Source organism: Arthrobacter sp. TMN-50, from assembly GCF_054511125.1.
Map to the genome: position 1 here is coordinate 111,070 of NZ_JBTNDG010000007.1, position 22,955 is coordinate 134,024.

Below are 22,955 nucleotides of genomic sequence, written 5' to 3' on the forward strand. Positions count from 1 at the left end.
CTCACATCCGGAAAAGGCCGAAGGAGGTGTCCCGGACCGGCGCATTGGCACAAATATCCAAGGCGAGGCCGAGCACCGTGCGGGTATCCGCGGGGTCAATAATGCCGTCATCCCAGAGTCGGGCCGTCGAGTAGTAGGGGCTGCCCTGCGCCTCGTACTGATCACGGATCGGCGCCTTGAAGGCCTCTTCGTCCTCGGCGCTCCAGTCCTCACCGCGACCCTCAAGCTGGTCCCGTTTCACGGTCCCCAGCACCGCCGAGGCCTGGTTACCCCCCATCACTGAGATCCGGCTCGAGGGCCACATCCACAGGAACCGCGGCGAATAGGCACGCCCACACATCGAGTAGTTGCCGGCGCCGAAGGATCCGCCGACGACGACGGTCAGTTTGGGGACGCGGCAGGTGGCGACGGCGGTGACCATCTTGGCACCGTTTTTGGCGATTCCGCCCGCCTCGTAGTCGCGGCCCACCATGAAGCCCGACAGGTTCTGCAGGAAAATCAGGGGAATCCCACGCTGGTCGCAAAGTTCAATGAAGTGGGCGCCTTTGAGCGCCGACTCGCTGAACAACACGCCGTTGTTGGCGACGATGCCCACCTGATGGCCGTGCAGGGTGGCGAAGCCGGTAACCAGGGTTACGCCATATTCCTTTTTGAATTCGTGGAACTCGCTGCCGTCTACGATTCGGGCGATGACCTCGCGGGCATCGTAGGAGGCGTTGACGTCGGTGGGTACCGCCCCATAAACCTCGTCGGGGTCGACCGCTGGCTCGGTGGAGGCTTTGATCTCCCAGGCCGGTGAGGTCCGCGGCAAGGTGGAGATGATGTCCCGGACGATTTCCAGCGCGTGCGTGTCGTTCTCCGCAAGGTGATCGGTGACCCCGGAGATTTTCGAGTGGACGTCTCCCCCGCCCAACTCCTCGGCGGTGACGATCTCGCCGATCGCTGCTTTCACCAGTGGCGGGCCGCCGAGAAAGATGGTCCCCTGGTTACGGACAATCACCGTCTCGTCGCTCATCGCCGGAACATAGGCTCCGCCTGCTGTGCAGGACCCCATGACCGCCGCGATCTGGGGGATTTTCCGGGACGACATGGTGGCCTGGTTGAAGAAAATCCGGCCGAAGTGCTCCTTGTCCGGAAACACCTCGTCCTGTTTGGGTAGGAACGCTCCACCGGAGTCCACCAGATAGACGCACGGCAGGTTGTTTTCCAGCGCGATCTCCTGGGCCCGCAAATGCTTCTTCACCGTGAGGGGGTAGTAGGTGCCGCCCTTAACAGTTGCGTCGTTGGAAATCACCAGGACGTGGCGTCCGTGAATCAGTCCGACGCCGGCGATCACCCCCGCCCCGGGGCATTCGTCGTCGTACAACCCGTTGGCGGCAAGCGGTGTTACTTCCAGGAAGGGGCTGCCGTCGTCGAGCAGTTGGTCGATGCGCTCGCGAGGCAGGAGCTTTCCGCGAGCGACATGCCGCTCACGCGACCGCGGCGGGCCGCCGAGGGAAGCCTCAGCCAACCTTTCGCGCAATTCGGCGACCAGTTGCCGCTGTTCAGTGTCGTTCTGCCGAAAGCCGGGGCTGGTGGGGTCTACCTGGGATGTCAGCGTCTGCATGGGTCTTTCCCTGACCGGTTGCTCGTCGGCGAGCGGACCGTTTGTATGGAAGCATTTTCAGTTAGTATGTACTAACTGAGATTAGGTTAGTAGCTAATAACCGACTTGTCCACCAAAATGGGATGACCGGTTCACCGAACCGCACAAGATGGGGGCATCAATGGAAGCTTCTGCTCCGAGCCGGATCACCGGCCGCAGCATGGCGAAGGCCTCTCGCCGCGCCGCACTGCTGGATGCCGCGGCCCAGTTGTTTGCCGATCGCGGCTACAACGGCGTTTCCATAGAAGACCTTGGCGCCGCCGCCGGCGTCAGCGGTCCAGCCGTGTACCGTCACTTCAGCAATAAGCCGGCAGTCCTTGGTGCTCTTCTGGCCGGGGTCAGCGAAGACCTGCTCCACGGCAGCAACGCGGTGGTCGCGAACGCTCCGGACCCTGCGTCGGCGCTCCGCGGACTGATCGAGTTCCAGGTGGACTTCGCATTACGTAACGCCAATGTGATCAGAGTGCAGGATCGGGACCTCAACAGCCTGACCCCCGAAGATGAGCACACCGTGCGATTCCTGCAGCGCCAATATGTGGAAGTGTGGGTCGATGTCATGGCCAAACTCCTTCCCGACGACGACCCCGCCCAACTCCGCCGGAAGGCTCATGCGGCCTTCGGACTGATCAACTCGACTCCGCACACGACTTCCCGCCGGAAAAGCAGCAGCGACATTGCCGACCTGCGGCTCCTGCTGGAGAAAATGGCATGGTCGGCGCTTAATGCGTAGCCCATTGCCTAGTAACCTGTTTCTACCCGCCATCTAACCGAAAGTTCGATGTGACTTCACTACGCGCCGTTGAACCCTCCGACCTGGACGAGTTCTTTTCCCATCAACTCGATCCCAGCGCCAACCATATGGCCGCGTTCACGGCCAAGAACCCAGCGGACCGTGGGGTGTTCAACCATCACTGGCAGAACATCCTCAACGACCCCCAGATCACCGTGCGTACCATCCTTCACGACGGCGCAGTGGTTGGCAGCATCCTCGCCTACCGCAATGACGAGACCCCCGAGATCAGTTATTGGATTGACAAGGCCAGCTGGGGCCAGGGCATCACGACGGCGGCAGTAGGGCTGTTCCTCGAAGAGTTCACCGACCGGCCTATCCGTGCCCGCGCTGTGGTGGACAACGTCAACTCCATCAAGATCCTCGAACGCTACGGCTTCGAGCACATTGGTGAGGTCCAGGGATTCGCCAATGCCCGCGGCGCTGTCGTCAAGGAACTGGTCCTGGAACTCCGCTAGCTTCGCCTTGCCCCGCGTCTGGACGGCACAAGACCACCGGTCCGGTCCGTCCCGCTCTGGTGAACCCTTGGTGAACCGCGCGCGAAAGGAGCTGCTCCCCATCATCGAGGGTGAAACTGGCCTGCGGCCACCCATTTGAAGTGACTCTGCTGCCCGCATATCCTGGCCGCTAGATCATGGTGAGGACCATGCCGGGATCCGACAGAATGGTTCCGATATCGGCAAGGAACCGTGAACCCTGCTCCCCGTCAACCAGCCGATGGTCAAACGACAGGCTCAGTGTCATGACCGATCGCAACGCGATCTCGCCCTGGTATTCCCACGGGGTCCGACGGACTGCTCCCATCGCCAAAATGGCTGCCTCCCCCGGATTGAGGATGGGTGTCCCGGCGTCGATCCCAAACACCCCGACATTGGTGATGGAGATGGTGCCGCCGGAGAGATCGACCGGGCTGGTCTTGCCAGCGCGTGCCGTCTCGGTGAGTCCGGTTAGCGCCTGAGCTATCTCCTTGAGCGTCAGCTGATCGGCATCCTTGATGTTCGGTACCATCAGTCCCCGCGGCGTCGCGGCCGCGATGCCAAGGTTCACGTAACGGTGCTGCACGATTTCTGAGCTGGCAGCATCCCAGCGGGTGTTGACCGTCCGGTTGCGATCCACTGCGATGCACAGTGCCTTGGCCACCACTGCAAGCGGCGTGATCTTCACATCAGCAAACGCCCGACTGGTCTTCAGCCGTCCGACGAGCTCCATGGTCGGAGTGACGTCAATCGTCAGGAACTCGGTGACATGGGGCGCGGTAAACGCACTCGCGACCATGGCCGCGGCGGTGTGCTTACGGATTCCCCGAATTGGGGTCCGGGTTTCCCGCTGCGAGGACTGCTGCGACCCGGCAGCCTTCGCCGGTATCGCTGCAGTCTGCGGTGCGGCGGCGGGTTGCTCGCGGCGGCTGACCGCACCTATCACATCGTCACGGGTGATCAGCCCGCTGGCACCGGTTCCGGTTACTGCTACCAGCTCGACCCCGAGGTCCCGGGCAAGCTTCCGCACGGGCGGAGTGGATCGGGGGCGTTCCGACAGCGCAGTGGCCAGCGGCGGCGCAGCTGAAACAACGGGCACAGGTGGTCCAGCGGGCACCGCTGATGCTGTTGGCGCCGGCAGAGCTGCAGTCACATCGCCACGACCTGATCCACCCCGCGCGCGCCGCGCTGGGCGGCCACCCTTTTCAACTGCTGCGCCATATCCGACGAGGTTGGGTTCGCGCTTGGCAGGGACATCGCCGTCGGCCGGGCCCGCAACATCCCCCGCCCCCTGGAAGGCCTCAGCAGCCAGACCCCCGCCGCTGGTGCCCCCACCGTTCGCTCCGTCGACAGCTGGAACATCAAAAGAGACGATTGTCGCTCCCACCGCTATCACCGTGCCTGGCTGCTCGTGCAGCCTGGCGACCACCCCGGCGTAGGGCGACGGTAACTCGACTACCGCTTTGGCGGTTTCGACGTCGGCAATGATCTGGTTGAGTTCGACGACGTCGCCCTCGGCGACATGCCAGCTGACTATTTCCGATTCGGTCAGACCTTCGCCCAGATCCGGGAGCCTGAATTCCTTGATCATCGTGGCCACTACCTTTCGAGCCCGCTCAGCGAATTGGTTCGTCCCAGGACGCGGTCAACGCCGTCGAGAATACGATCCAGATCGGGCAGATGATGGAATTCAAGTTTGGAGTACGGGTAGGGGATGTCGAACCCGGTGACGCGAACCGGTGCGTGCTCCAGGTAATTGAAGCAGCGTTCAGTGATGCTGGCGGCAATCTCTGCGCCCAGCCCGCCCGACTGAGCTGCTTCGTGGGTGATCACCAGGCGGCCGGTCTTCCGCACGGAGGCTTCAATGGTGGCGAAATCGATGGGTGCGAGCGACCGCAGATCGATCACTTCGACGGAGACGCCGTCGTCGGACGCCGCAATTGCCGCGTCCCGCGCGGTGGGAACCAGCGGACCGTACGTGACCAGGGTGACGTCGCTGCCCGCCATGACGACGTGAGCATCTTCCATTGATGTTGCTGACAGGTCGATGGTCTCATCCACCTCGCCCTTGACGTGGTAGCGGCGTTTTGGCTCGAAGTACAGCACCGGGTCGTTGCTGGCGATGGCTTGCTGGATCATCGTGTAGGCGTCCTGCGGGTTGGAGACGCTGACTACCCTTAGCCCCGAGGTGTGGGTGAAATAGGCTTCGGGCGACTCGGAATGGTGCTCGGGCGAACCGATGCCGCCACCAAACGGCACCCTGATGGTGATCGGCATCTTCACGGCGCCCTGCGTTCTGTAATGCAGCTTCGCGACCTGACAGACAATCTGGTCAAATGCCGGATAAATAAACCCGTCGAACTGGATCTCTACCACCGGGCGGTACCCGCGGTACGCCATCCCGACGGCGGTTCCCATGATGGCCGATTCTGCCAGCGGAGTATCGAGGACACGGTGCTCGCCAAAGTCCTTCTGCAGCCCCTCGGTGATCCGAAAAACGCCGCCGAGCTTCCCGATATCCTCGCCCATGAGGATCACCTTCGGATCGTTCTCCATGGCTCTGCGCAGCCCGGCATTAATGGCCCGGCCAAATGTCATCGTCGACATTAGTGGCTTCCTTCCGTGGCTGACCCGCTGGCATCCTCAGACCGTGAATCAAAGGATGCGAGGTAGCGTCCGTAGTTGTCCTGCTGACGGTCCAGCCAGGAATTGGGGGTGCTGTAGACGTGTTTGAAGACGTCCATCGGTTCGGGCTCGGGCATCTCGATGCAACCGGCGCGAAGTTTCGCTGCGACGTCGTCAGCTTTGGCGCCGACCGAGACGATGAAATCGGGCGTAAGTAAACCCTGGGAGTCGAGCAAAGCTGACAGCCTGGAAATAGGGTCCTTTGCCGCCCAGTCCTCAAGCTCGTTAGCGTCGCGGTACTTGGTGGGGTCATCGGCTGTGGTGTGAGGACCCATCCGGTAGGTGACGGCCTCGATAAAGCTCGGTCCGCCGCCGGTTCGAGCCCGATGGAGCGCTTCGCGGGTCACCGCCAGGCAGGCAAGCACATCGTTGCCGTCGACGCGTACCGAAGGAATCCCAAAGCCGGGCGACCGGTTGGCAATGGGAACATGAGCCTGCAGGCCAACGGGTTCCGAGATTGCCCAGTGGTTGTTCTGGCAGAAGAAGATGACCGGCGCCTGGTAGCTCGCGGCGAAAACCATCGCCTCGTTCACATCACCCTGGCTGGTGGCGCCATCACCGAAGTAGGTGACTGCCACCGAGTCCGCACCATCCTGCTGGATCCCCATGGCGTAACCGGTGGCATGCAACGTCTGCGCACCGATGATCACCTGGGGGGTTGCCATGTTGATCGAGAAGGGGTCCCATCCCGCCGACGCGTTGCCACGCCAGACCCGCAGGATGTCAGTGAAGTCAACCCCCCGGCAGTACGCCACAGCGTTCTCGCGGTAGCTGGAAAAGACGAAGTCATCCTCACGCAACGCGCGCCCTGAACCGATCTGCGCCGCCTCCTGCCCCAGCAGCGGCGGCCACAGCGCCAGTTCCCCCTGCCGCTGCAACGCGGTTGCCTCGGCGTCAATCCGCCGTACCACCACCATGTCTTCGTATAGTGCCTGTAGCGCCGGGCCGTCAACGTCGGAGATCCACCGGTCATAGTCTTCGTTTGTTTGCCGCACGCCCGCGGGTGTCAGCAGCTGAATCGGCGTGTCGTGTCCGGCGGAAGCGGTGTCATTCAGGGGCACAATACACAACCTTCAATGGTGTGGTCGGGCGCCCGGCCGGATTTTAGCGTGATGGACCGGGAGCCTTGTCCTTGACCTTTGGGCGTCTTTACCCAAAGATACTGTGACCCTACTCACAGGAGCCATCGAGCACAACCGATCTCCATTTAATTGATCACAATGCTAAAAAAACGGCCCAAGCGCCGTGTTAGCATTGCGCATTATGCAACCACTGGATTCCTCTGACACCCGTCTCCTGATTGCCTTGGCCAAAGATCCCCGGGCCACGGTGGTAGCACTGGCCCAGAAACTGGGCCTGTCCCGCAACACGGTTCAGGCCAGGATGGCCCAGCTGGAGAAGAAGTCGGTCTTCCTATCCTTTGAACGTCGGATCAATCCCGTAGCACTGGGCTACCCGCTGATGGCGTTCATTCACGTGCACGTTCAGCAGCAGCAGCTCGCCGCCATTACCGAACAGCTGGCTGGCATTCCCGAGGTGCTCGAAGCGTACGGACTCACGGGTCAGGCCGACATTCTGGTTCGGGTGGTCTGCGCCGACGCCGAGGACCTCTTCAGGATCAACGGGAAAATACTCGGCTGCGATGGAGTGGAACGATGCGATACCTCCCTGGCCATGGGCGAACTGGTCCCCTTCCGGGTTGAGCCCCTCCTGGAGCGCGGCCGCCGACAGCCGGGCACATAGGGACTGACCAGAGGAACCCCAGCCACAATCCCGTTACACGGCAACAGGCCGGCCCGAAATTGGGCCGGCCTGTTGCCGTGTGAAGAAACGAATCCGGCGGCTTAGTGTTCAGTCGCCTTTTCCGCGCCGACCCCGGTCAGGGACCGTACCTCCATTTCCGCCTGCTTCTGCGGATCCTCGGTGGTTTTGGCCAGCACGCTACCCAGCCAGCCGAGGAAGAACGCCAGTGGGATGGAGACAATGCCCGGGTTGTTCAGCGGGAACAGGACGAAGTCGACGCCCTGGATCATCGAGGTTTCCTTGCCCGAGACGACGGGAGAGAAGGCGATGAGCAGCATGGCCGAACCAAGCCCGCCGTACATGCTCCAGATGGCGCCCTGAGTGTTGAAGCGCTTCCAGAACAGCGAGTAAAGGATGGTCGGCAGGTTCGCGCTGGCCGCAACCGCGAAGGCCAACGCAACCAGGAAGGCGATGTTCTGTCCCTGCGCGCCGATGCCACCGAGGATGGAGAGGATACCGATGACGACGACGGTACGCCGCGCCACCTTCACCTCACCGTCGGGATCCAGGTTGCCCTTGCGGATAACGTTCGCGTAGATGTCGTGGGCGAACGACGCTGCGGCGGTGATGGTCAGGCCGGCGACGACGGCGAGAATCGTCGCGAACGCAACCGCTGAGATCACGCCGAGCAGGATCGGGCCGCCGAGTTCGAACGCCAGCAGCGGTGCTGCCGAGTTGACCCCACCCGGAGCCGCTTTAATGCGATCCGCGCCGATGAGGGCACCCGCACCGTAGCCGAGGACCAGGGTGAAAAGGTAGAACCCACCGATTAGCCAGATGGCCCACACCACTGAACGGCGGGCTTCCTTGGCGGTCGGCACCGTATAGAACCGCATCAGCACGTGTGGCAGCGCCGCGGTGCCGAGAACGAGGGCAAGTGCCAATGACACGAAGTCCAACTGAGAGGTGCTGGAGGTGCCATACTGCAGGCCCGGGTTGATGATGTCAGGGTTCCCAGCGGTTTCCATCGCCGCACCCAGCAGGGTGGAGAGGTTGAAGTCGTGGAGAGCGAGGACCCAGATGGTCATAATGAACGCGCCGGTGATGAGCATGACGGCCTTGATGATCTGCACCCAGGTGGTGCCCTTCATTCCACCGATCAATACATAAAGGATCATCAACCCGCCTACGACGGTAATGACGAGGGACTGACCGAGACGGTCATCGATGCCCAGCAGCAGGGAAACCAGTCCGCCAGCGCCGGCCATCTGCGCGAGCAGGTAGAAGAAGCAGACGGCCAGGGTGGTGATGGCTGCGGCGATGCGCACGGGCCGCTGACGCAACCGGAACGAGAGGACGTCGGCCATGGTGAACTTGCCGGTGTTGCGGAGCAGTTCAGCCACGAGCAGCAGGGCTACGAGCCAGGCCACCAGGAAGCCGATGGAGTAGAGGAATCCGTCGTAGCCGTTGATGGCGATGGCGCCAACGATTCCGAGGAAGGAGGCCGCCGACAGGTAGTCTCCAGCAATGGCTGTGCCGTTCTGCGGTCCGCTGAAGGACCGGCCGGCTGCGTAGTAGTCGGCGGCGGTCTTGGTGTTACGGCTTGCACGGAGCACGATCACCAGGGTGATGGCGACGAACAGCCCGAAAATGGTGATGTTCAGCCACGGTTCACCGACCTGGGTGCTTTCGACCGTCTGCATCGGCAGGGAGACCGGCATCATTTGTTCGCTCCTGGCTTTTCGGTGAAGATCTCCGGTGCGGTGACCTCAAGCTCGTGGCGGATGTCCGCGGCGATCGGGTCGAGCTTCCGGTTGGCGTAGGTGACATACCCCATTGTGATGGCGAAGGTGGTGACGAACTGCAGCAGGCCCAGGATGAGCCCGATGTTGATGTTGCCCCAGACCGGGGTGGACATGAAGTCGATGGCGTAGGACGCCAGCAGCACGTACAGGAAGTACCAGAGCAGAAAGAAGACTGCCATGGGGAAAACGAAGCTGCGGTGGCGTTTGCGGAGCTCCTTGAACTGCGGATTCTGTTGGTATGCGGTGAAGTCGACGGGCGCTGTGGTGCCAGCTTCCGGCGGCGATGGCTCGGTGGCCATGATTCCTCCTCGTTGAGAACGTCTTCCGCGCCGGGCTGGCTCCGATCGGTCGGGAGCAGCGACAGGCGCGTAAAGGTGTGACTCCCATCACCATGCGTCTTGTGCGCATGGTTCTCCAGTACCGCAACGCAGTGTATCGCCCAGTGGACGCTCAATTGCGGTGAGCGGCCCTCTCCTGCGGCGAGTGGGGAGCTCCGGCGAGCGGTTGCCGGTTACTGTTGAGCAATGTTCAGCACCGCCGTCGACACCGCCCTGGTGGGCGCCATTGTCGCTATGACGATTGCGGTGGTTGCCGCCCTCGGGTTCAAGCTTTCCCGTTCCTACCGGGATCTGGGGTCCGACGCCGACCGCGCCACGTATGCCACCCTGCACACCGCTGCGCTGGCCTCGGAGCACCTCCGTGCCGGACTCACCCCGGCGGGCGCGTCGAAGGCCAGTAAGCATCTGCGCGGCCTGCTGCGGTGCGACACCCTCCTGATCACTGACGAGAGCGCTGTACTCGCCTGGGATGGTGGGCGCGAAATGCCCGAGCAGGTGATGGCTCTGGTGCGGCAGGTCCTGGCCAGCGGGCGGACCCAAATTTTCAGGGAGGCCCAGCTGGGCACGGCCGCTGTACCCGGTGACGGGCAGGTGGTGATCTCCCCGATCCGCGTCGATAAGCGAGTGGTCGGCACGGTGGGTGCCTTCGCCCCGCACGTCAACGCTGGCCTGGTACGGGCCGCCAACGAGGTAGCCGGTTGGGTGTCCACCCAGGTGGAACTCGCCGAACTGGATTCCTCCCGAACCCTTCTGATGGAGGCTGAGGTGCGTGCCCTTCGCGCCCAGATCAGCCCCCACTTTATCTATAACTCCCTCAACGCCATCGCCTCCTTCATCAACACAGACCCGGTCCGGGCCCGCGAACTGGTCGTGGAGTTCGCCGATTTCACCCGATATTCCTTCCGTCGGCATGGGGACTTCACCACGGTTGCCGAGGAGCTCCAGTCGATCGATCGCTATCTGCTGCTGGAGCGGGCACGGTTCGGGGACCGCCTGAGGGTCACCCTGGAGATTGGCCCCGAAGTGCTCAGCACGGTCATACCTTTCCTCAGCCTTCAACCGCTGGTGGAGAACGCTGTCCGGCATGGCCTGGAGTCCACCGATGGCTCTGGCCACATCACCATTACGGCGCACGACGCCGGTGCGTTCGCTGAGGTCACGATTGAGGACGACGGCGTCGGCATGGATCCCGACTATCTGCGGTCAGTGCTCGCCGGCCACATCGACGGTGTGCATGTTGGGCTCCGCAACGTTGATCAGCGGTTACGCCAGGTGTACGGCGAGGATTACGGGCTCGCCATCGACACTGCGGTGGGCGCGGGCACCATGATCACTCTGCGAATCCCGAAGTCGCAGCCAGACCACCAGACCTGAGCACACGGCACACGTAACCTGTCGGTACGCGTAATCTGGAACCCATGGTCAATGTTGTCATCGCCGATGATGAGCTCCCCGCGGTCGAGGAACTGGCTTTCCTGCTCGCCAAGGATGCGCGGATCGGAACCATCCACCGCGCGTCGAGTGGAGCCGAGGCACTGCGCGCCCTTGAAACCCACGACGTCGATGCGTTGTTCCTCGACATCCACATGCCGGCCCTCTCCGGCCTGGACATCGCGCGAGTCATTTCTCGGTTCAGCCGCCCGCCAGCAGTCGTCTTCGTCACCGCGGACGAGGACCGAGCGCTGGAAGCGTTCGATCTACGGGCGGTCGATTACCTGCTCAAACCCGTGCGAATGGAGCGCCTCGCCGAATCTGTGCGACGCATCTGCGAGCTGATGGAAGCGGGCCAGGACGGCGCCGCCGCGCCCGAAATGATCACCGTCGATCAGGGCGGCATCAGTCGGATGATCCGGCGTGACGATATCCGCTACGTCCAGGCGCAGGGCGACTATGCGCGCCTGCACACCGCCGAGTCGAGCTATCTGATCCGTATCCCCCTGAACGACCTGGAGCGCCAGTGGGCCGATGCCGGCTTCCTACGGATTCACCGGTCCTACCTGGTGGCGATGAACCAGGTCCGGCAGGTCAAGATCGGCGCGGGCCGCGCGTCGCTCCTCGTCGGCGACGCCGAGCTTCCGGTCAGCCGCCGGCACCTGCCGGTGGTGCGGGACAGGCTTGAGGCCACCCGTCTCCGGCCGCGGCAGCCGTGAGGTGTCCGCGATGACGACGCCGGACGGCACACCCCAACGGGTGCGGGTCACTGCGCCGCGCAGTAACGCCCGACCCGCTGCAGGCTCGTACCCGGTCGCCCGGGAAATGGCTGAGCAGTCGGAGGTGGGCGAACTGTTTGTCCGTTCCCTGATCAGGTCCCAGCTCCGGCTCGCAGTGGTGGTAGCCACAGGCTTCCTGGTGATACTGATCGGCATTTCCGTGCTGTTGGCGGTCTTTCCCCAGATCGGGAACCTTTCGGTTTTCACCGTCCCGGTGCCGTGGCTCCTGTTGGGGGTGGGCGTTTACCCGCTGGTGATCAGCTGCGCGGCCCTCTATGTGCGCAGTGCCGCCCGGAACGAACTACGTTTCAGGGACCTGGTCGATGAGACTAGACCGCTATGAACGCCGAGCTGAATCCGGTGGTCGGATATGTGGCACTGGCCCTGGTTTCCCTGAGCACCGTGCTGATCGGCATCTACGGCCTGCGTATTTCGCGGACGACCGGCGACTTCTACGTGGCGTCGCGGACCGTGCGCCCCTGGTGGAATGCGTCGGCGATCGGCGGTGAGTACTTGTCCGCGGCGAGCTTCCTCGGCGTCGCCGGACTGATCCTCATCTCGGGCGTGGATGCGCTCTGGTTTCCGATCGGGTACACGGCCGGGTACCTGATGCTGCTTCTGTTCGTGGCGGCTCCCCTGCGGCGTTCCGGCGCCTACACGATTCCCGACTTCGCCGAAGCTCGCCTCGAATCGCTGATGGTCCGGCGCGTGACCAGCCTGCTCGTCGTCGTCGTCGGCTGGCTTTATATCGTGCCGCAACTGCATGGGGCCGCCCTCACCGTCCAGATCACCACCGGGCTTCCGCCGTGGGTGGGAGCGGTGGCGGTGGTGGTGGTGGTCTGCCTCAGTGTCGTCACCGGCGGGATGCGGTCCATCACCTTTGTGCAGGCCTTCCAGTACTGGCTCAAGCTGACGGCGCTCGCGGTGCCGATCGTGTTTATCCTGCTGCGCCTGTCAGCGACCGGCAGCCCGATCACCGACGCCGGTGCTGTGTTTGCTGCGGAGCTGAACATCGTCGGCGATGCCTCGCTGTACCGCAACATCTCCCTGGTGATCGCGCTGCTGTTCGGCACCCTTGGCCTGCCCCATGTGCTGGTGCGCTTCTACACCAACCCCGACGGCGCCTCGGCCCGCCGGACCACCCTCATTGTGCTGGGCCTGTTGTCAGTGTTCTACCTGTTTCCCACCGTGTACGGGGTTCTCGGTCGGATCTACACCCCCGACCTCGCAGCCGACGGCGCCGCCGACGCCACAGTTCTGTTGCTCCCGAGCCGCATTTTCGATGGCACCGCCGGGGATCTGCTGTCCGCCCTGGTCACGGCGGGAGCGTTTGCGGCGTTCCTCTCGACGACCAGCGGGTTGGTGGTGTCCCTCGCAGGGGTGGTCAGTCAGGAGTTCTTCCAAGGCAGCGTGCGCGGGTTCAGACGGGCCGCGGTGATTTCGGCGCTGATCCCCTTGCTGTTGGCGCTGGCCACCAGCACGCTGGCGTTGGCCGGCAGCGTAAGCATGGTGTTCGCCTTTACCGCGTCCACGCTCTGTCCGCTGTTGCTGCTCGGAATCTGGTGGCGGGGACTGACCGATGTGGGAGCCGTTGCAGGCATGCTGGCCGGGGCTGTCCTGTGCGGCGGGTCCATCCTGGCCGCGGCGGCGCTGGGGCCCGAATCGGCACGCTACGAATGGCTTGAGCAACCCGCGCTGTGGACGGTGCCCTCCGCGTTCGCTGTCACCATCCTGGTGTCGCAGCTGACCGCCCGCCGGACGCCAGGAAGCGTGTCACGGGTCATGGCCCGGTTGCACACGCCGGAGCCGGTGCACGGGCGCGCTTAGGTCAAAGTTAGTCGATGCCGGCCATTAACTCGACCACCCGGTCCAGGTACGCATCGACCTGGGTTTCCTCGTAGCCCTCAGCCCCAACGGCCTCCCGGAAAACTGAGCGTCGCACGACGTCGACGCTCAGGGGAACATCGCTTTCGAAGTAGCCGAGGAGCTCGTTACAGAGGGCGTCGACGTCGTCGACGTTGTAGCTGGCTGCCTTCCGCTTGGTGGGACGCCGGAACCTCTCGCCGGGCTCGCGGTGCAGCCGGTTCCGCAGGACAGCCGAGGAACGGCCAATCTGCATCAGCCAGGCGTCCTCGCCCTTCGCTTCGATCAGGTCGTCACGTTCCCGCTGCGCGAAAACGTCTTCCAGCCGGTCCAGCGCGGCATCGACCGCCTGCGGCTCGTAGCCTCCCTTGGCTGGGTCGAAGGCCATCGACCGAACGTCGACGCTGGTCACGGGGTCACCGGTTGGCTTTTCGGTGTTGTAGTACTCACGGGCCCGGGTGAGGAAGCTGTCCACCTGCCGAAGATTGTAACCATATTCCCGGCGGCCCACCCGCGCGAAGGGGGAGCTGCCCTGACGAGCTTCGTCCATGGTGTCCTGATTCCTTTGGGTTGTGCGGCCGGGGGCTAGAGAATTCCCGGTACCAATGTAGCTGACAGCAGGAACGCAACCGGGGAGGCGAAGACAATGGAGTCGAGCCGGTCCATCATGCCGCCATGCCCGGGCAGGATGTTGCCCATGTCCTTGACTCCCAGTTCGCGTTTGATCATCGACTCCGCGAGGTCCCCGGCGGTTGCTGCGGAGACGGTAGCTACAGCCAGGACTAGGCCAAACCACCATGGCCGGTCCAGCAGGAAGACCGCTGCGATGCTTCCCACCAGCACGGCTCCACACACCGAGCCCGCGAACCCTTCCCAGGACTTCTTCGGACTGATCTTCGGGGCCATGGCGTGCTTCCCAAAGAACGCTCCGACCAGATAGCCGAAGGTGTCGTTGGCCACTACCAGGAGCAGCAGCGTCGCTACCAGCAGCTTGCCTGATGGTTCCTGCAGCAGCAGCATGGCGAAGCCGAGCAGCAGCGGTATCCAGAGCACAACGAAGACGCCCGCGGTGATGGATCTCGCTGCATCCGGTGCCGGGTCGAAGCTGCGCCACAAAGCCAGGGCGGCGGTGGACAGGACGACGGCGTAGGCCAAGGCCTCGGGCCCGCCGAGGTAGGCGGCGAACGGCAGCGCAATAGTCGCGGCGATGGCGGGTACCAGGGGAAGCCGAATCTGCCGCACCTCGAGTGCCCGCGACACTTCCCAAACACCCACCAGCGCAAAGGCTGTGGTGATCGCCACGAAGGCGATGGGCAGGTAGAGGATTCCTCCCAGTACCGAACCGAGCAGGGCGAAGCCCACAGCGGTTGCCGCTGGCAGGTTTCTCCCCGCCCGGGAGGGGGCCTTCGGTGCGCCAGGCGTCTTCCGCCCGGATCTGCGTCGGATCTGCCGGGTACCGGGAGCCCGTTGGGCGCGCCGACCGCTCACCATGGCGCCAACGCTGGCTGGCTGCTGGGCGCCGGGGTCAGCAGAGTGGTCGGTGTCGCTCATTAGACCTCAAGGAGCTCGGTTTCCTTGCGCTTGAGCAGCTCGTCGATCGTATCGGTGTGAGATTTGGTGCGGGCGTCAAGATCTTTTTCCCCTCGCGCTCCCTCATCTTCACCGGCGTCGCCGTCCTTGACCGCCTTGTCAATGCCGTCCTTCGCCTTGCGGCGGATGTTGCGGATGGCAATTTTAGCGTCTTCGGCTTTGGTTTTTACGAGCTTGACGTACTCCTTGCGGCGTTCCTCGGTCAGCTCCGGAAGGACTACCCGGATGATATTTCCGTCGTTCGACGGATTGGCGCCCAGGTCTGAGTCCCGCAATGCCCGCTCAATGTCGTTCAGCGCCGCCCGGTCAAAGGGGGTGATCAGAAGGGTGCGAGCCTCAGGGTTCTGGAAAGACGCCAACTGCTGGAGCGGCGTCGGAGCACCGTAGTAGTTGACCATGACCTTGGAAAACAACGAAGCGTTGGCGCGTCCGGTGCGGATAGTGGCGAAATCTTCCTTCGCGGCCTCCACTGCCTTATCCATCTTTTGGGTGGCCTCTAGCAATGTCTCGTCGATCACTGTAACTCCTAAGCAGTGCGCCAGCTGAGCTACAGCGGCGCGTCGTCCGGTTCGGTTTTCAATCCTAGTTCACAGGCCACCCCGCAGGGGCAACCCGGCGGGGGTGCGCCTAGGCGGTAACGATGGTCCCGATCTTCTCGCCGAGGATCGCCCGGGTGACGTTCCCCTCGCCCTCCATGCCGAAGACCACCATCGACAGGTCGTTGTCCTTGCACATGGTCATGGCTGTCTGGTCCATGACCCGGATGTCCTGGCGCAACGCATCATCGTAGGAGAGCGTCTCGAGCTTCTTCGCTGTGGGATCCTTATGCGGGTCGGCGGTATAGACGCCGTCGACGCCGCTCTTGGCCATGAGCACCAGGTCAGCGTGCACTTCGAGGGCCCGCTGCGCCGCAACCGTGTCGGTGGAGAAATACGGGAGCCCTGCACCGGCGCCGAAGATGACGACGCGGCCCTTCTCTAGATGGCGGATCGCGCGGCGCGGAATGTAGGCCTCGGCGACCTGTCCCATCGTGATTGCGCTCTGTACCCGGGTCTCGACTCCCGCCTGTTCCAAAAAGTCCTGCAACGCCAAACAGTTCATGACGGTTCCGAGCATCCCCATGTAATCGGCTCGTGATCGGTCCATGCCGCTTTGGGAAAGTTCGGCGCCGCGGAAGAAATTGCCGCCGCCGACGACTATGGCAACTTCCACCTGACCGACCGTGGCGGCGATCTGCTTCGCTACCGAGCGGACCGTCTCAGGGTCGACGCCGAGCTTGCCGCCCCCGAACACTTCACCCGAAAGTTTCAGCAGCACCCGACGTCGGTAGGTTTCCCGGCCATGCGTGCCCAGATCAGAGTTATCCATTGTGCCTCCAAGGGCGGTTGCGGGGTTCGTTGCTAAAAGAATACGTTGCGGTACCGTCTGGTTGCCTATTGGGCAGGAAAAAGGGGTGGTCACCGTGGTAACCACCCCTTTGTCAAACTACTCGCTGTGCCTGACTGGCCTAGGCTCCAACCCGGAATCGGGCAAATGCGGTCGGCTTGGAGTTGGCTTCAGTCAACACCTGGGCGACTGACTTCTTGGCGTCTTTGGCGAATGCCTGGTCGACGAGCACTCCCTCCTTGAAGAAGCCCGTCAGACGGCCTTCAACAATCTTGGTCAATGCTGCCTCGGGCTTGCCTTCGGCACGCGCGGTTTCGTCGGCGATGCGACGTTCCGTCTCGACCAGTTCTGCCGGCACTTCGTCGCGGACGAGGTAGGTCGGCGAGTAGGCAGCGATGTGGACTGCGATGTCGTGGGTGGCTTCCTTGGCGGCGTCGCCCTCGCCATCAACAGCGAAGAGTACGCCTACCTGGGCGGGAAGGTCCTTGGACGTCTTGTGCAGGTAAGCATCAACGATGCTGCCCTCGATGCGTGCAAGACGGCGGATGGCCACCTTTTCGCCCAGGAGGGCACCAGCCTCGATGACATGCTCGGAGACGGGCTTGCCGTCAACCGAGTAGGCGAGGAGGGTGTCGACGTCGTTGGCGCCTGACTCGATCGCTGCGGCAAGGACCTTGTTGGAGAATTCAACAAACGGACCAGCCTTGGCGACGAAGTCGGTTTCGCAGTTGACCTCGACCATGACGCCGACGTTGCCGTCGACCTTGGCTGCTACGAGGCCCTCGGCAGTTGACCGGCCTTCGCGCTTCGTTGCACCCTTCAGACCCTTGATGCGGATGAGCTCCATCGCTTTGCCGGCGTCCCCGTCGGCCTCGTCGAGGGCTTTTTTCACGTCCATCATGCCAGCGCCAGTGCGCTCGCGGAGGGCCTTGATATCAGCGGCGGTGTAGTTCGCCATGTGAACTCCTAAGTATGTTGTGTCCAAGAACAGTGATGCCTGCAGGCGGTGACGCCTGGGCACATGGAGAAGGGGGTGCGGATTTTCACCCGCACCCCCGAATCCAGTTACTTGCTGTCGTCTGCTGGGGCTTCCTCAGCGGCGGGAGCTGCATCGGCTGCTGGGGCTTCCTCAGCTGCTGGGGCTTCCTCAGCGGCGGGAGCTGCATCGGTTGCGGCTGGGGCTTCCTCGGCTGCGGCCTCTGCAGGCGCGGCGTCGGCTGCTGGTGTGGCTTCCTCGGCCGGAGCGGCGTCAGCTGCTGGTGTGGCACTGTCGCCCAGGAGTTCGCGCTCCCACTCAGCCATGGGCTCGGCTGCGGCGTCGGCGTCGTTTCCACCGGAGCGGTTGTGACGGGCGATCAGGCCCTCGGCTACTGCATCCGCAACCACGCGGGTCAGCAGGTGAACGGCGCGGATGGCGTCGTCGTTGCCGGGGATCGGGAAGTCAACCTCGTCAGGATCGCAGTTGGTGTCAAGGATTGCAACGACGGGGATGCCGAGCTTCTTGGCTTCGTCAATGGCCAGGTGTTCCTTCTTCGTGTCAACGATCCACACGACCGAGGGGGCCTTGGTCAGGTTGCGGATACCACCAAGGTTGGTTTCCAGTTTGGTGAGTTCGCGGCGCAGGAGGAGGAGTTCCTTCTTCGTGTGCCCGGAGCCGGCCACATCGTCGAAGTTGATTTCCTCGAGCTCCTTCATACGCTGGATGCGCTTGGAGACGGTCTGGAAGTTGGTGAGCATGCCACCGAGCCAGCGCTGGTTGACGTAGGGCTGGCCCACGCGGGTTGCCTGCTCGGCGATGGCTTCCTGCGCCTGCTTCTTCGTACCAACGAACAGCACCGTGCCGCCGTGCGCGACGGTGGCCTTGATGAACTCGTAGGCGCGGTCAATGTAGGACAGTGACTGCTGCAGGTCGATGATGTAGATACCGTTGCGCTCAGTGAAGATGAAACGCTTCATCTTCGGGTTCCAGCGACGGGTCTGGTGGCCAAAATGTACGCCACTGTCGAGCAGTTGGCGCATGGTAACGACTGGCATGTCGTTCCTTTCTATCGGCAGGGCGCGTGGCGCCGTTTCTGCCTGTTGACGGTTGCTAGTGTTCCGTTCGGGACGAACGTCACTCCTGGTACCCGCTGGTTTTCACCCGTGAGGTCCATCACCGGAAGTTATTCCGGACCGTTGGAGTCACGCCCTTCGCCACCCGTGAGGGCTGCGGAGGGAAGGGGTACGCGTAGTCAGTCGCATCGAGCTGTCACCCTCCGAAACCTTGTGGAGGGCACGCCACATCGCAGCAAACTGCTGTAACGAGTGTACTACAGGGCCGGGGTGGGCGCGGGCCGGCGGATATGGGCGACTGCGCTTATCCACATAGCAGCCATGCACTCTCCAAAGCCGAGCCGGCAGGCGGACACTTGGACCATGTCGACGAAGCCCGCCCAGAACCCTCTCCGGACCGGAAGCCCCGTGCGGAACAAGGCCGCTCCCCTGGCAGTACTCGTGGCCGGTGCGCTGCTGGTGCTCGCCACGGGGTCAACGAGCGTTGGTGCGGACCATGCGGCGCCAGCTACCGGGACTGAGCCAACGTGGATCTGGCCGCTCTCCCCGACACCGAGGGTGCTGAGGCCCTTTGAACCACCGGCCCAACGGTGGCTGCCAGGCCATCGAGGCGTCGATCTCGCAGCCACCGGGACTGTCGATATTCGCAGCCCAGCGTCCGGTTGGGTGGTATTCACCGGGTGGGTGGTCGATCGGCCGGTGGTCACAGTGGACCATGGCAGCGGACTGCTCAGCAGCTTCGAACCGGTCGTCTCCCGCTTTGAGCGCGGCGAGGTGGTTCAGAAGGGCCAACCGGTCGGCACCCTTGCATCTCGAGCACTAGCCTCCGATCCAGGAACCGCCAGGCATCACTGCCCCACGACCTGCCTGCACTGGGGCGTGCGACAGAACGGCGACTACGTGAATCCGCTCGACTTTGTCCTTGACCGCAGGCCATCGGTACTCCTCCCCCTGCACGGTCCGTGAGTTTCCCCACCCGACCCGTTCGACGCACCCACCCGGGATCCGACGAAGACCACGGGGTTAAACGAACGCGGCGATCCCCGTGATGGCTCGCCCTGTCACCAGGGTGTTGATCTCGTGGGTTCCCTCATAGGAGTACACGGCCTCCGCGTCGGAGAAGATTTTCGCCATTTCGTAGTCGGTGACAATTCCGTTTCCGCCGAGCAGGCTGCGACCCATGGCAACTGTCTCGCGCATTCGTGCCGTGGTGAAGGCCTTAGCCATGGCCGATTGCTCGTCCTTGGCTAGCCCATCGTCTTCCAGCTGAGCCAAACGGACCATCATGGCCATTGAGCTAACGGTATTACCCAGCATCTCGACGAGTTGCTGCTGGACGAGCTGGAAGGAGGCGAGCGGGCGCCCAAACTGGTGCCGTTCCACTGTGTAGCGACGCGCCACATCGAATGCCGCGAGTTGCTGACCTACCGCCTGCCAGCCGACCGAAAGCCGGGTGACCTTCAGCACCTTATTGGTGTCCTTGAAGCTGTTGGCCCCTTTGAGGTGGAAGTCATCGTGGACCACTACATTGTCGAGGGTGATATCGGCGTTCTCGACGGTGCGCAGCGCAATCTTGTTTTCGATCTTGGTGGCGTGATACCCCTTGAGACCGGTGTCCACCATGAAGCCCTTGACCTGGTTGTCATCGAGGTCGCGCGCGTAAATGACCACCCAGTCCGAGAAGGTGGCGTTTCCGATCCACCGTTTGGCTCCATTGATGATCCAGCTATCGCCTTCCCGGCGGGCCGTGGTGCGGGTGCCGCCGGCCACGTCGGATCCGCCAAGAGGCTCGGTCAGTCCGAACGCGCCGATTTTCTTCATCGCGTAGATGTCCGGCAGCCAGGCTTCCTGTTGCTCCTGCGAGGCAAGTTCTTCGATCGACCCGGTGAACAGACCGTCATGGACCCCAATGAATGTTGCGATTGAGGTATCGGCGCGCGTGAACTCGGCGTGCATCAGACCGGCGAACAGGTTGGAGAAGCCCTGACGGCGGACCGGGCTCATCACATCCAGTTCGGCAAGCTTGGGGATGAGGTCTTTGGGGAACGTCGAATTGTTCCACCAGCCGGTGGCATGAGGCCTGACTTCGGTCTTCAGGAACTGTCTAATCTCGTCGAGCCGATCCCGCTCCTTCTGGCTGAGTAGCGCTTCGTAGGAGTAGAAGTCGCCGTCGGCGTACGGGAGGTTGTTTACATCGATGACCGGCTTGCTCATGCGGGTGTCCTTTGCGTAGTCGAACGGTTCTTCGGACTATGTTACCCACGAGTAACATCGTTGCCAATCATTTAGGGGTGGCTTATGAAAAAGTGGAATATCCGACGCTAAGGTTTATGGGGCGCCGTAGCGGCCTGGTACAGCAGCCGACAGCGTAGGCGGCCATCATGATCAGGCTCGCCTGTGCGGAAAGGCAGACACCTCGCGTCTCGGCTGCTCTCATTCATACCTCAGAGCGTCGATGGGATTTTGACGTGATGCCCGCCGGGCGGGGAGTGTGCCGGCGAGGAAGGCGATGAGCATGACTAAGAGGATGATGGCGCCCATAGGTAGAGGTGAAAACCGCAGAACTTCAAGTCCCTCAAGTTCGGCAAGCACGGAGCCTGCAAGCACATTGTTGGCGATCGCGCCGGTTCCGATCGCGGCAAGGGCTCCGATGATGCTGCCGAGGAAGCCGATGAAGACGGCTTCGATGCTGAACAGGGCGTAGATCCGGCCGCTTCCTATGCCCATGGCTTTCATGAGCCCAATTTCGCGGGTCCGTTCCTGGACGCTCATGAGCAGCGTGTTGATGATGCCGAAACCTGCGGCGATCAGCGCGATGACGGCGAAGGCGTTGAGCACCCCGACGATGCCGCTGATGATGGTTTGGAGGATGCCGATCTGGTCAGCCACCGTGGCTGCCGCATACCCCTGCTCGGCGAGATCGGCTTGGAGCGCGTTGATTTCCTCTTCGCTTGCCGACGGGTCGAAGTGTGCCGTCGCAAGGAAGGCGCCCTCAGCGGAGTTCTCCGGTTTGCCTGTGTTCTGCACTTCATGCAACTCATCGGTGAGGGCCTGGTTAAGGGCAGCGCCGCTGGTGAGGACCGATTGGTTTTGTACACCGACCACTGTTGCCTCGACCTCGTGCATCCCGCCCAGGTAGTCAGTGATTCCGATCGTGACTGTCTCCCCTACTGCGGCTTCCGCTGTTGCGAAGCCCAGGCTGTTGAGGTCCGAGGCGGTGAGCAGTATCTGATTCTCGTTGCCATCATCCACCCCCTGCAGCACGGTTCCCGCCGCAAGGTCCGGGGTGCTCAGCGCGGCGCTGGCGTTGACTGCCAGTTCGAACTTGCCGTTGTTGTCGTACTCGATGTAGCGGGGGGTGACTTGCAGGACGGGGTTCACGTCAAGGATCCCGGCTGTGTCTTTGATGGTGGTCAGGTCATCGGCGGTGAGGACGCTGGTTGCGAACTCTGAACCGTCGCCTTCGAAGCCCCCTGCCGCAATTACCTGATCCGGATCATAGGGCGCGGGCCCGCTTTCCTCTGTCTGTGCGGCGTCGTCAGCTGCCATGGTGATGGAGAGCACGTCCGAGGCGCCGAAGGCTGCGACCTGCGTGTCAATGTAGCTGGAGATCCCGGTTCCGATCGCGCTGGTGATGGTGAGAGTGAACGCGCCGATGAAGACAGCGATCACGGTCAGGGCGGTCCGGAGCCTGCTGCGTAGGCTGTTGCCGATCGCGGTGGTGATGATGTCGATGATGCTCACGGTGAATCCTCTGATTGGTGGAGGGAGCGTGCTTCGCGCCCGTCGCGGATGTACATTTGCCGGTCGCACCGGGCGGCGAGGTCTATGTCGTGGGTGACGATCACCAGGGTGATTCCGTGCTCTTTGTTCAGGGAGAACAGGATGTCTTCGACCAGGCGGCCGGTGCCGGTATCGAGGTTGCCGGTCGGTTCGTCGGCGAAGATCACTTTCGGATGGTTCACCAGAGCGCGGGCGATAACCACGCGCTGCTTTTGTCCGCCGGAGAGGTTGATGGCCTTATTCTTCGCCTTATCAGCGAGTTCGAGCATCGCTAGGACCGCCATCCCGCGGGCTTTGCGCTTCCGGGCGCCGATTCCGGCGATCTTCAGCGGCAATACAACGTTCTCGAGCACCGTTGCGTTGGGGGTGAGGAAGAACTGCTGGAACACGAAGCCGAAGTCCTCGTTGCGGAGCCGGCTGACCTGCTTCACACTGAGTTCGTCGGCGTCCGTACCCTTGACCAGCAGCGCGCCGCCGCCGGGCTTGTCCAAGAGGGCAAGCAGGTGCATCAGAGTCGACTTTCCGGAGCCGCTCTTACCGACGATGGCGAGCGATTCGCCTGCCTGAATTTCCAGCGACACTCCCTTGA

At 62.9% G+C, this 22,955-nt stretch carries 23 protein-coding genes; 8 read left to right on the plus strand and 15 right to left on the minus strand.

The window, feature by feature from the left end; all coding sequences use genetic code 11:
* Position 1 precedes the first annotated feature (1 nt).
* Positions 2-1,606 carry a carboxyl transferase domain-containing protein gene (locus ACX80A_RS10415; protein WP_459259630.1) on the minus strand — a complete coding sequence of 535 codons (1,605 nt, stop codon included), beginning with the start codon at positions 1,604-1,606 and terminating at the stop codon, positions 2-4.
* 160 nt (positions 1,607-1,766) lie between these two features.
* On the opposite strand from ACX80A_RS10415, the gene ACX80A_RS10420 reads away from it, so the two are divergent.
* Both ACX80A_RS10420 and ACX80A_RS10425 read left to right on the plus strand, forming a co-directional pair.
* Positions 1,767-2,375, plus strand: a complete 609-nt coding sequence (locus tag ACX80A_RS10420; RefSeq protein ID WP_459259631.1) for an SACE_7040 family transcriptional regulator — start codon at positions 1,767-1,769, stop codon at positions 2,373-2,375.
* Positions 2,376-2,425: 50 nt separating this feature from the next.
* Entirely contained in the window at positions 2,426-2,893 is a 468-nt protein-coding gene (locus ACX80A_RS10425) for a GNAT family N-acetyltransferase (RefSeq protein WP_459259632.1), read from the plus strand.
* 169 nt (positions 2,894-3,062) lie between these two features.
* Here ACX80A_RS10425 and ACX80A_RS10430 read toward each other — a convergent pair whose 3' ends face one another.
* From ACX80A_RS10430 to pdhA, 3 genes are read right to left on the minus strand one after another with little or no spacing between them, the layout of a single operon-like run.
* Positions 3,063-4,502: a dihydrolipoamide acetyltransferase family protein gene (locus ACX80A_RS10430; protein ID WP_459259633.1), complete on the minus strand. Its 1,440-nt coding sequence runs from the start codon at positions 4,500-4,502 to the stop codon at positions 3,063-3,065.
* Between the two features lie 8 nt (positions 4,503-4,510).
* Positions 4,511-5,518 carry an alpha-ketoacid dehydrogenase subunit beta gene (locus tag ACX80A_RS10435; protein WP_459259634.1) on the minus strand — a complete coding sequence of 336 codons (1,008 nt, stop codon included), beginning with the start codon at positions 5,516-5,518 and terminating at the stop codon, positions 4,511-4,513.
* Positions 5,518-6,657 (minus strand): pyruvate dehydrogenase (acetyl-transferring) E1 component subunit alpha, encoded by a 1,140-nt coding sequence (pdhA, locus tag ACX80A_RS10440; protein ID WP_459259635.1) that lies wholly within the window; start codon positions 6,655-6,657, stop codon positions 5,518-5,520. Before pdhA ends, ACX80A_RS10435 begins: the two co-directional genes overlap by 1 nt.
* 202 nt (positions 6,658-6,859) lie before the next feature.
* On the opposite strand from pdhA, the gene ACX80A_RS10445 reads away from it, so the two are divergent.
* The gene (locus tag ACX80A_RS10445; protein WP_459259636.1) at positions 6,860-7,339 is read left to right on the plus strand and encodes an Lrp/AsnC family transcriptional regulator; all 480 of its coding nucleotides are present in this window, start codon (positions 6,860-6,862) and stop codon (positions 7,337-7,339) included.
* A 101-nt stretch (positions 7,340-7,440) separates the two neighbouring features.
* Here the strand turns inward: ACX80A_RS10445 and ACX80A_RS10450 are convergent, their stop codons facing one another.
* Both ACX80A_RS10450 and ACX80A_RS10455 read right to left on the minus strand, forming a co-directional pair.
* A complete protein-coding gene (locus ACX80A_RS10450; RefSeq protein ID WP_459259637.1) occupies positions 7,441-9,063 on the minus strand; it encodes a solute symporter family protein in 1,623 nt (540 codons plus the stop codon).
* Positions 9,060-9,443, minus strand: coding sequence for a DUF485 domain-containing protein (locus ACX80A_RS10455; RefSeq protein ID WP_459259638.1), 384 nt, complete (start codon positions 9,441-9,443; stop codon positions 9,060-9,062). Before ACX80A_RS10455 ends, ACX80A_RS10450 begins: the two co-directional genes overlap by 4 nt.
* 225 nt (positions 9,444-9,668) lie before the next feature.
* On the opposite strand from ACX80A_RS10455, the gene ACX80A_RS10460 reads away from it, so the two are divergent.
* From ACX80A_RS10460 to ACX80A_RS10475, 4 genes are read left to right on the plus strand one after another with little or no spacing between them, the layout of a single operon-like run.
* Positions 9,669-10,856, plus strand: coding sequence for a sensor histidine kinase (locus ACX80A_RS10460; protein ID WP_459259639.1), 1,188 nt, complete (start codon positions 9,669-9,671; stop codon positions 10,854-10,856).
* Between the two features lie 44 nt (positions 10,857-10,900).
* Positions 10,901-11,632: a LytR/AlgR family response regulator transcription factor gene (locus tag ACX80A_RS10465; protein WP_459259640.1), complete on the plus strand. Its 732-nt coding sequence runs from the start codon at positions 10,901-10,903 to the stop codon at positions 11,630-11,632.
* Between the two features lie 10 nt (positions 11,633-11,642).
* On the plus strand, positions 11,643-12,035 hold the full coding sequence (locus ACX80A_RS10470) for a DUF485 domain-containing protein (RefSeq protein ID WP_459259641.1): 393 nt from the start codon (positions 11,643-11,645) through the stop codon (positions 12,033-12,035).
* 8 nt (positions 12,036-12,043) lie between these two features.
* On the plus strand, positions 12,044-13,519 hold the full coding sequence (locus tag ACX80A_RS10475) for a sodium/solute symporter (protein ID WP_459259653.1): 1,476 nt from the start codon (positions 12,044-12,046) through the stop codon (positions 13,517-13,519).
* Positions 13,520-13,526: 7 nt separating this feature from the next.
* On the opposite strand, the gene ACX80A_RS10480 is transcribed toward ACX80A_RS10475, so the two are convergent.
* From ACX80A_RS10480 to rpsB, 6 genes are all read right to left on the minus strand, one after another.
* Positions 13,527-14,105 (minus strand): DivIVA domain-containing protein, encoded by a 579-nt coding sequence (locus ACX80A_RS10480; RefSeq protein ID WP_459259642.1) that lies wholly within the window; start codon positions 14,103-14,105, stop codon positions 13,527-13,529.
* A 35-nt stretch (positions 14,106-14,140) separates the two neighbouring features.
* On the minus strand, positions 14,141-15,046 hold the full coding sequence (locus ACX80A_RS10485; protein ID WP_459259654.1) for a phosphatidate cytidylyltransferase: 906 nt from the start codon (positions 15,044-15,046) through the stop codon (positions 14,141-14,143).
* Positions 15,047-15,105: 59 nt separating this feature from the next.
* On the minus strand, positions 15,106-15,663 hold the full coding sequence (gene frr / locus ACX80A_RS10490) for a ribosome recycling factor (protein ID WP_459259643.1): 558 nt from the start codon (positions 15,661-15,663) through the stop codon (positions 15,106-15,108).
* 109 nt (positions 15,664-15,772) lie between these two features.
* Positions 15,773-16,513, minus strand: coding sequence for a UMP kinase (pyrH, locus tag ACX80A_RS10495; protein ID WP_459259644.1), 741 nt, complete (start codon positions 16,511-16,513; stop codon positions 15,773-15,775).
* A gap of 139 nt (positions 16,514-16,652) precedes the next feature.
* Positions 16,653-17,489: a translation elongation factor Ts gene (tsf, locus tag ACX80A_RS10500; RefSeq protein WP_459259645.1), complete on the minus strand. Its 837-nt coding sequence runs from the start codon at positions 17,487-17,489 to the stop codon at positions 16,653-16,655.
* 107 nt (positions 17,490-17,596) lie between these two features.
* Complete coding sequence (gene rpsB, locus ACX80A_RS10505) at positions 17,597-18,565, minus strand: 30S ribosomal protein S2 (RefSeq protein WP_459259646.1); 969 nt, start codon at positions 18,563-18,565, stop codon at positions 17,597-17,599.
* A gap of 381 nt (positions 18,566-18,946) precedes the next feature.
* On the opposite strand from rpsB, the gene ACX80A_RS10510 reads away from it, so the two are divergent.
* On the plus strand, positions 18,947-19,549 hold the full coding sequence (locus tag ACX80A_RS10510) for a M23 family metallopeptidase (RefSeq protein WP_459259647.1): 603 nt from the start codon (positions 18,947-18,949) through the stop codon (positions 19,547-19,549).
* Positions 19,550-19,606: 57 nt separating this feature from the next.
* Here ACX80A_RS10510 and ACX80A_RS10515 read toward each other — a convergent pair whose 3' ends face one another.
* From ACX80A_RS10515 to ACX80A_RS10525, 3 genes are all read right to left on the minus strand, one after another.
* Entirely contained in the window at positions 19,607-20,797 is a 1,191-nt protein-coding gene (locus ACX80A_RS10515) for an acyl-CoA dehydrogenase family protein (protein WP_459259648.1), read from the minus strand.
* 219 nt (positions 20,798-21,016) lie between these two features.
* Positions 21,017-22,327, minus strand: a complete 1,311-nt coding sequence (locus ACX80A_RS10520) for an ABC transporter permease (protein ID WP_459259649.1) — start codon at positions 22,325-22,327, stop codon at positions 21,017-21,019.
* The coding region (locus tag ACX80A_RS10525) for an ABC transporter ATP-binding protein (RefSeq protein ID WP_459259650.1) at positions 22,324-22,955 on the minus strand (632 nt) is incomplete at its 5' end. The genes ACX80A_RS10520 and ACX80A_RS10525, both read right to left, overlap by 4 nt.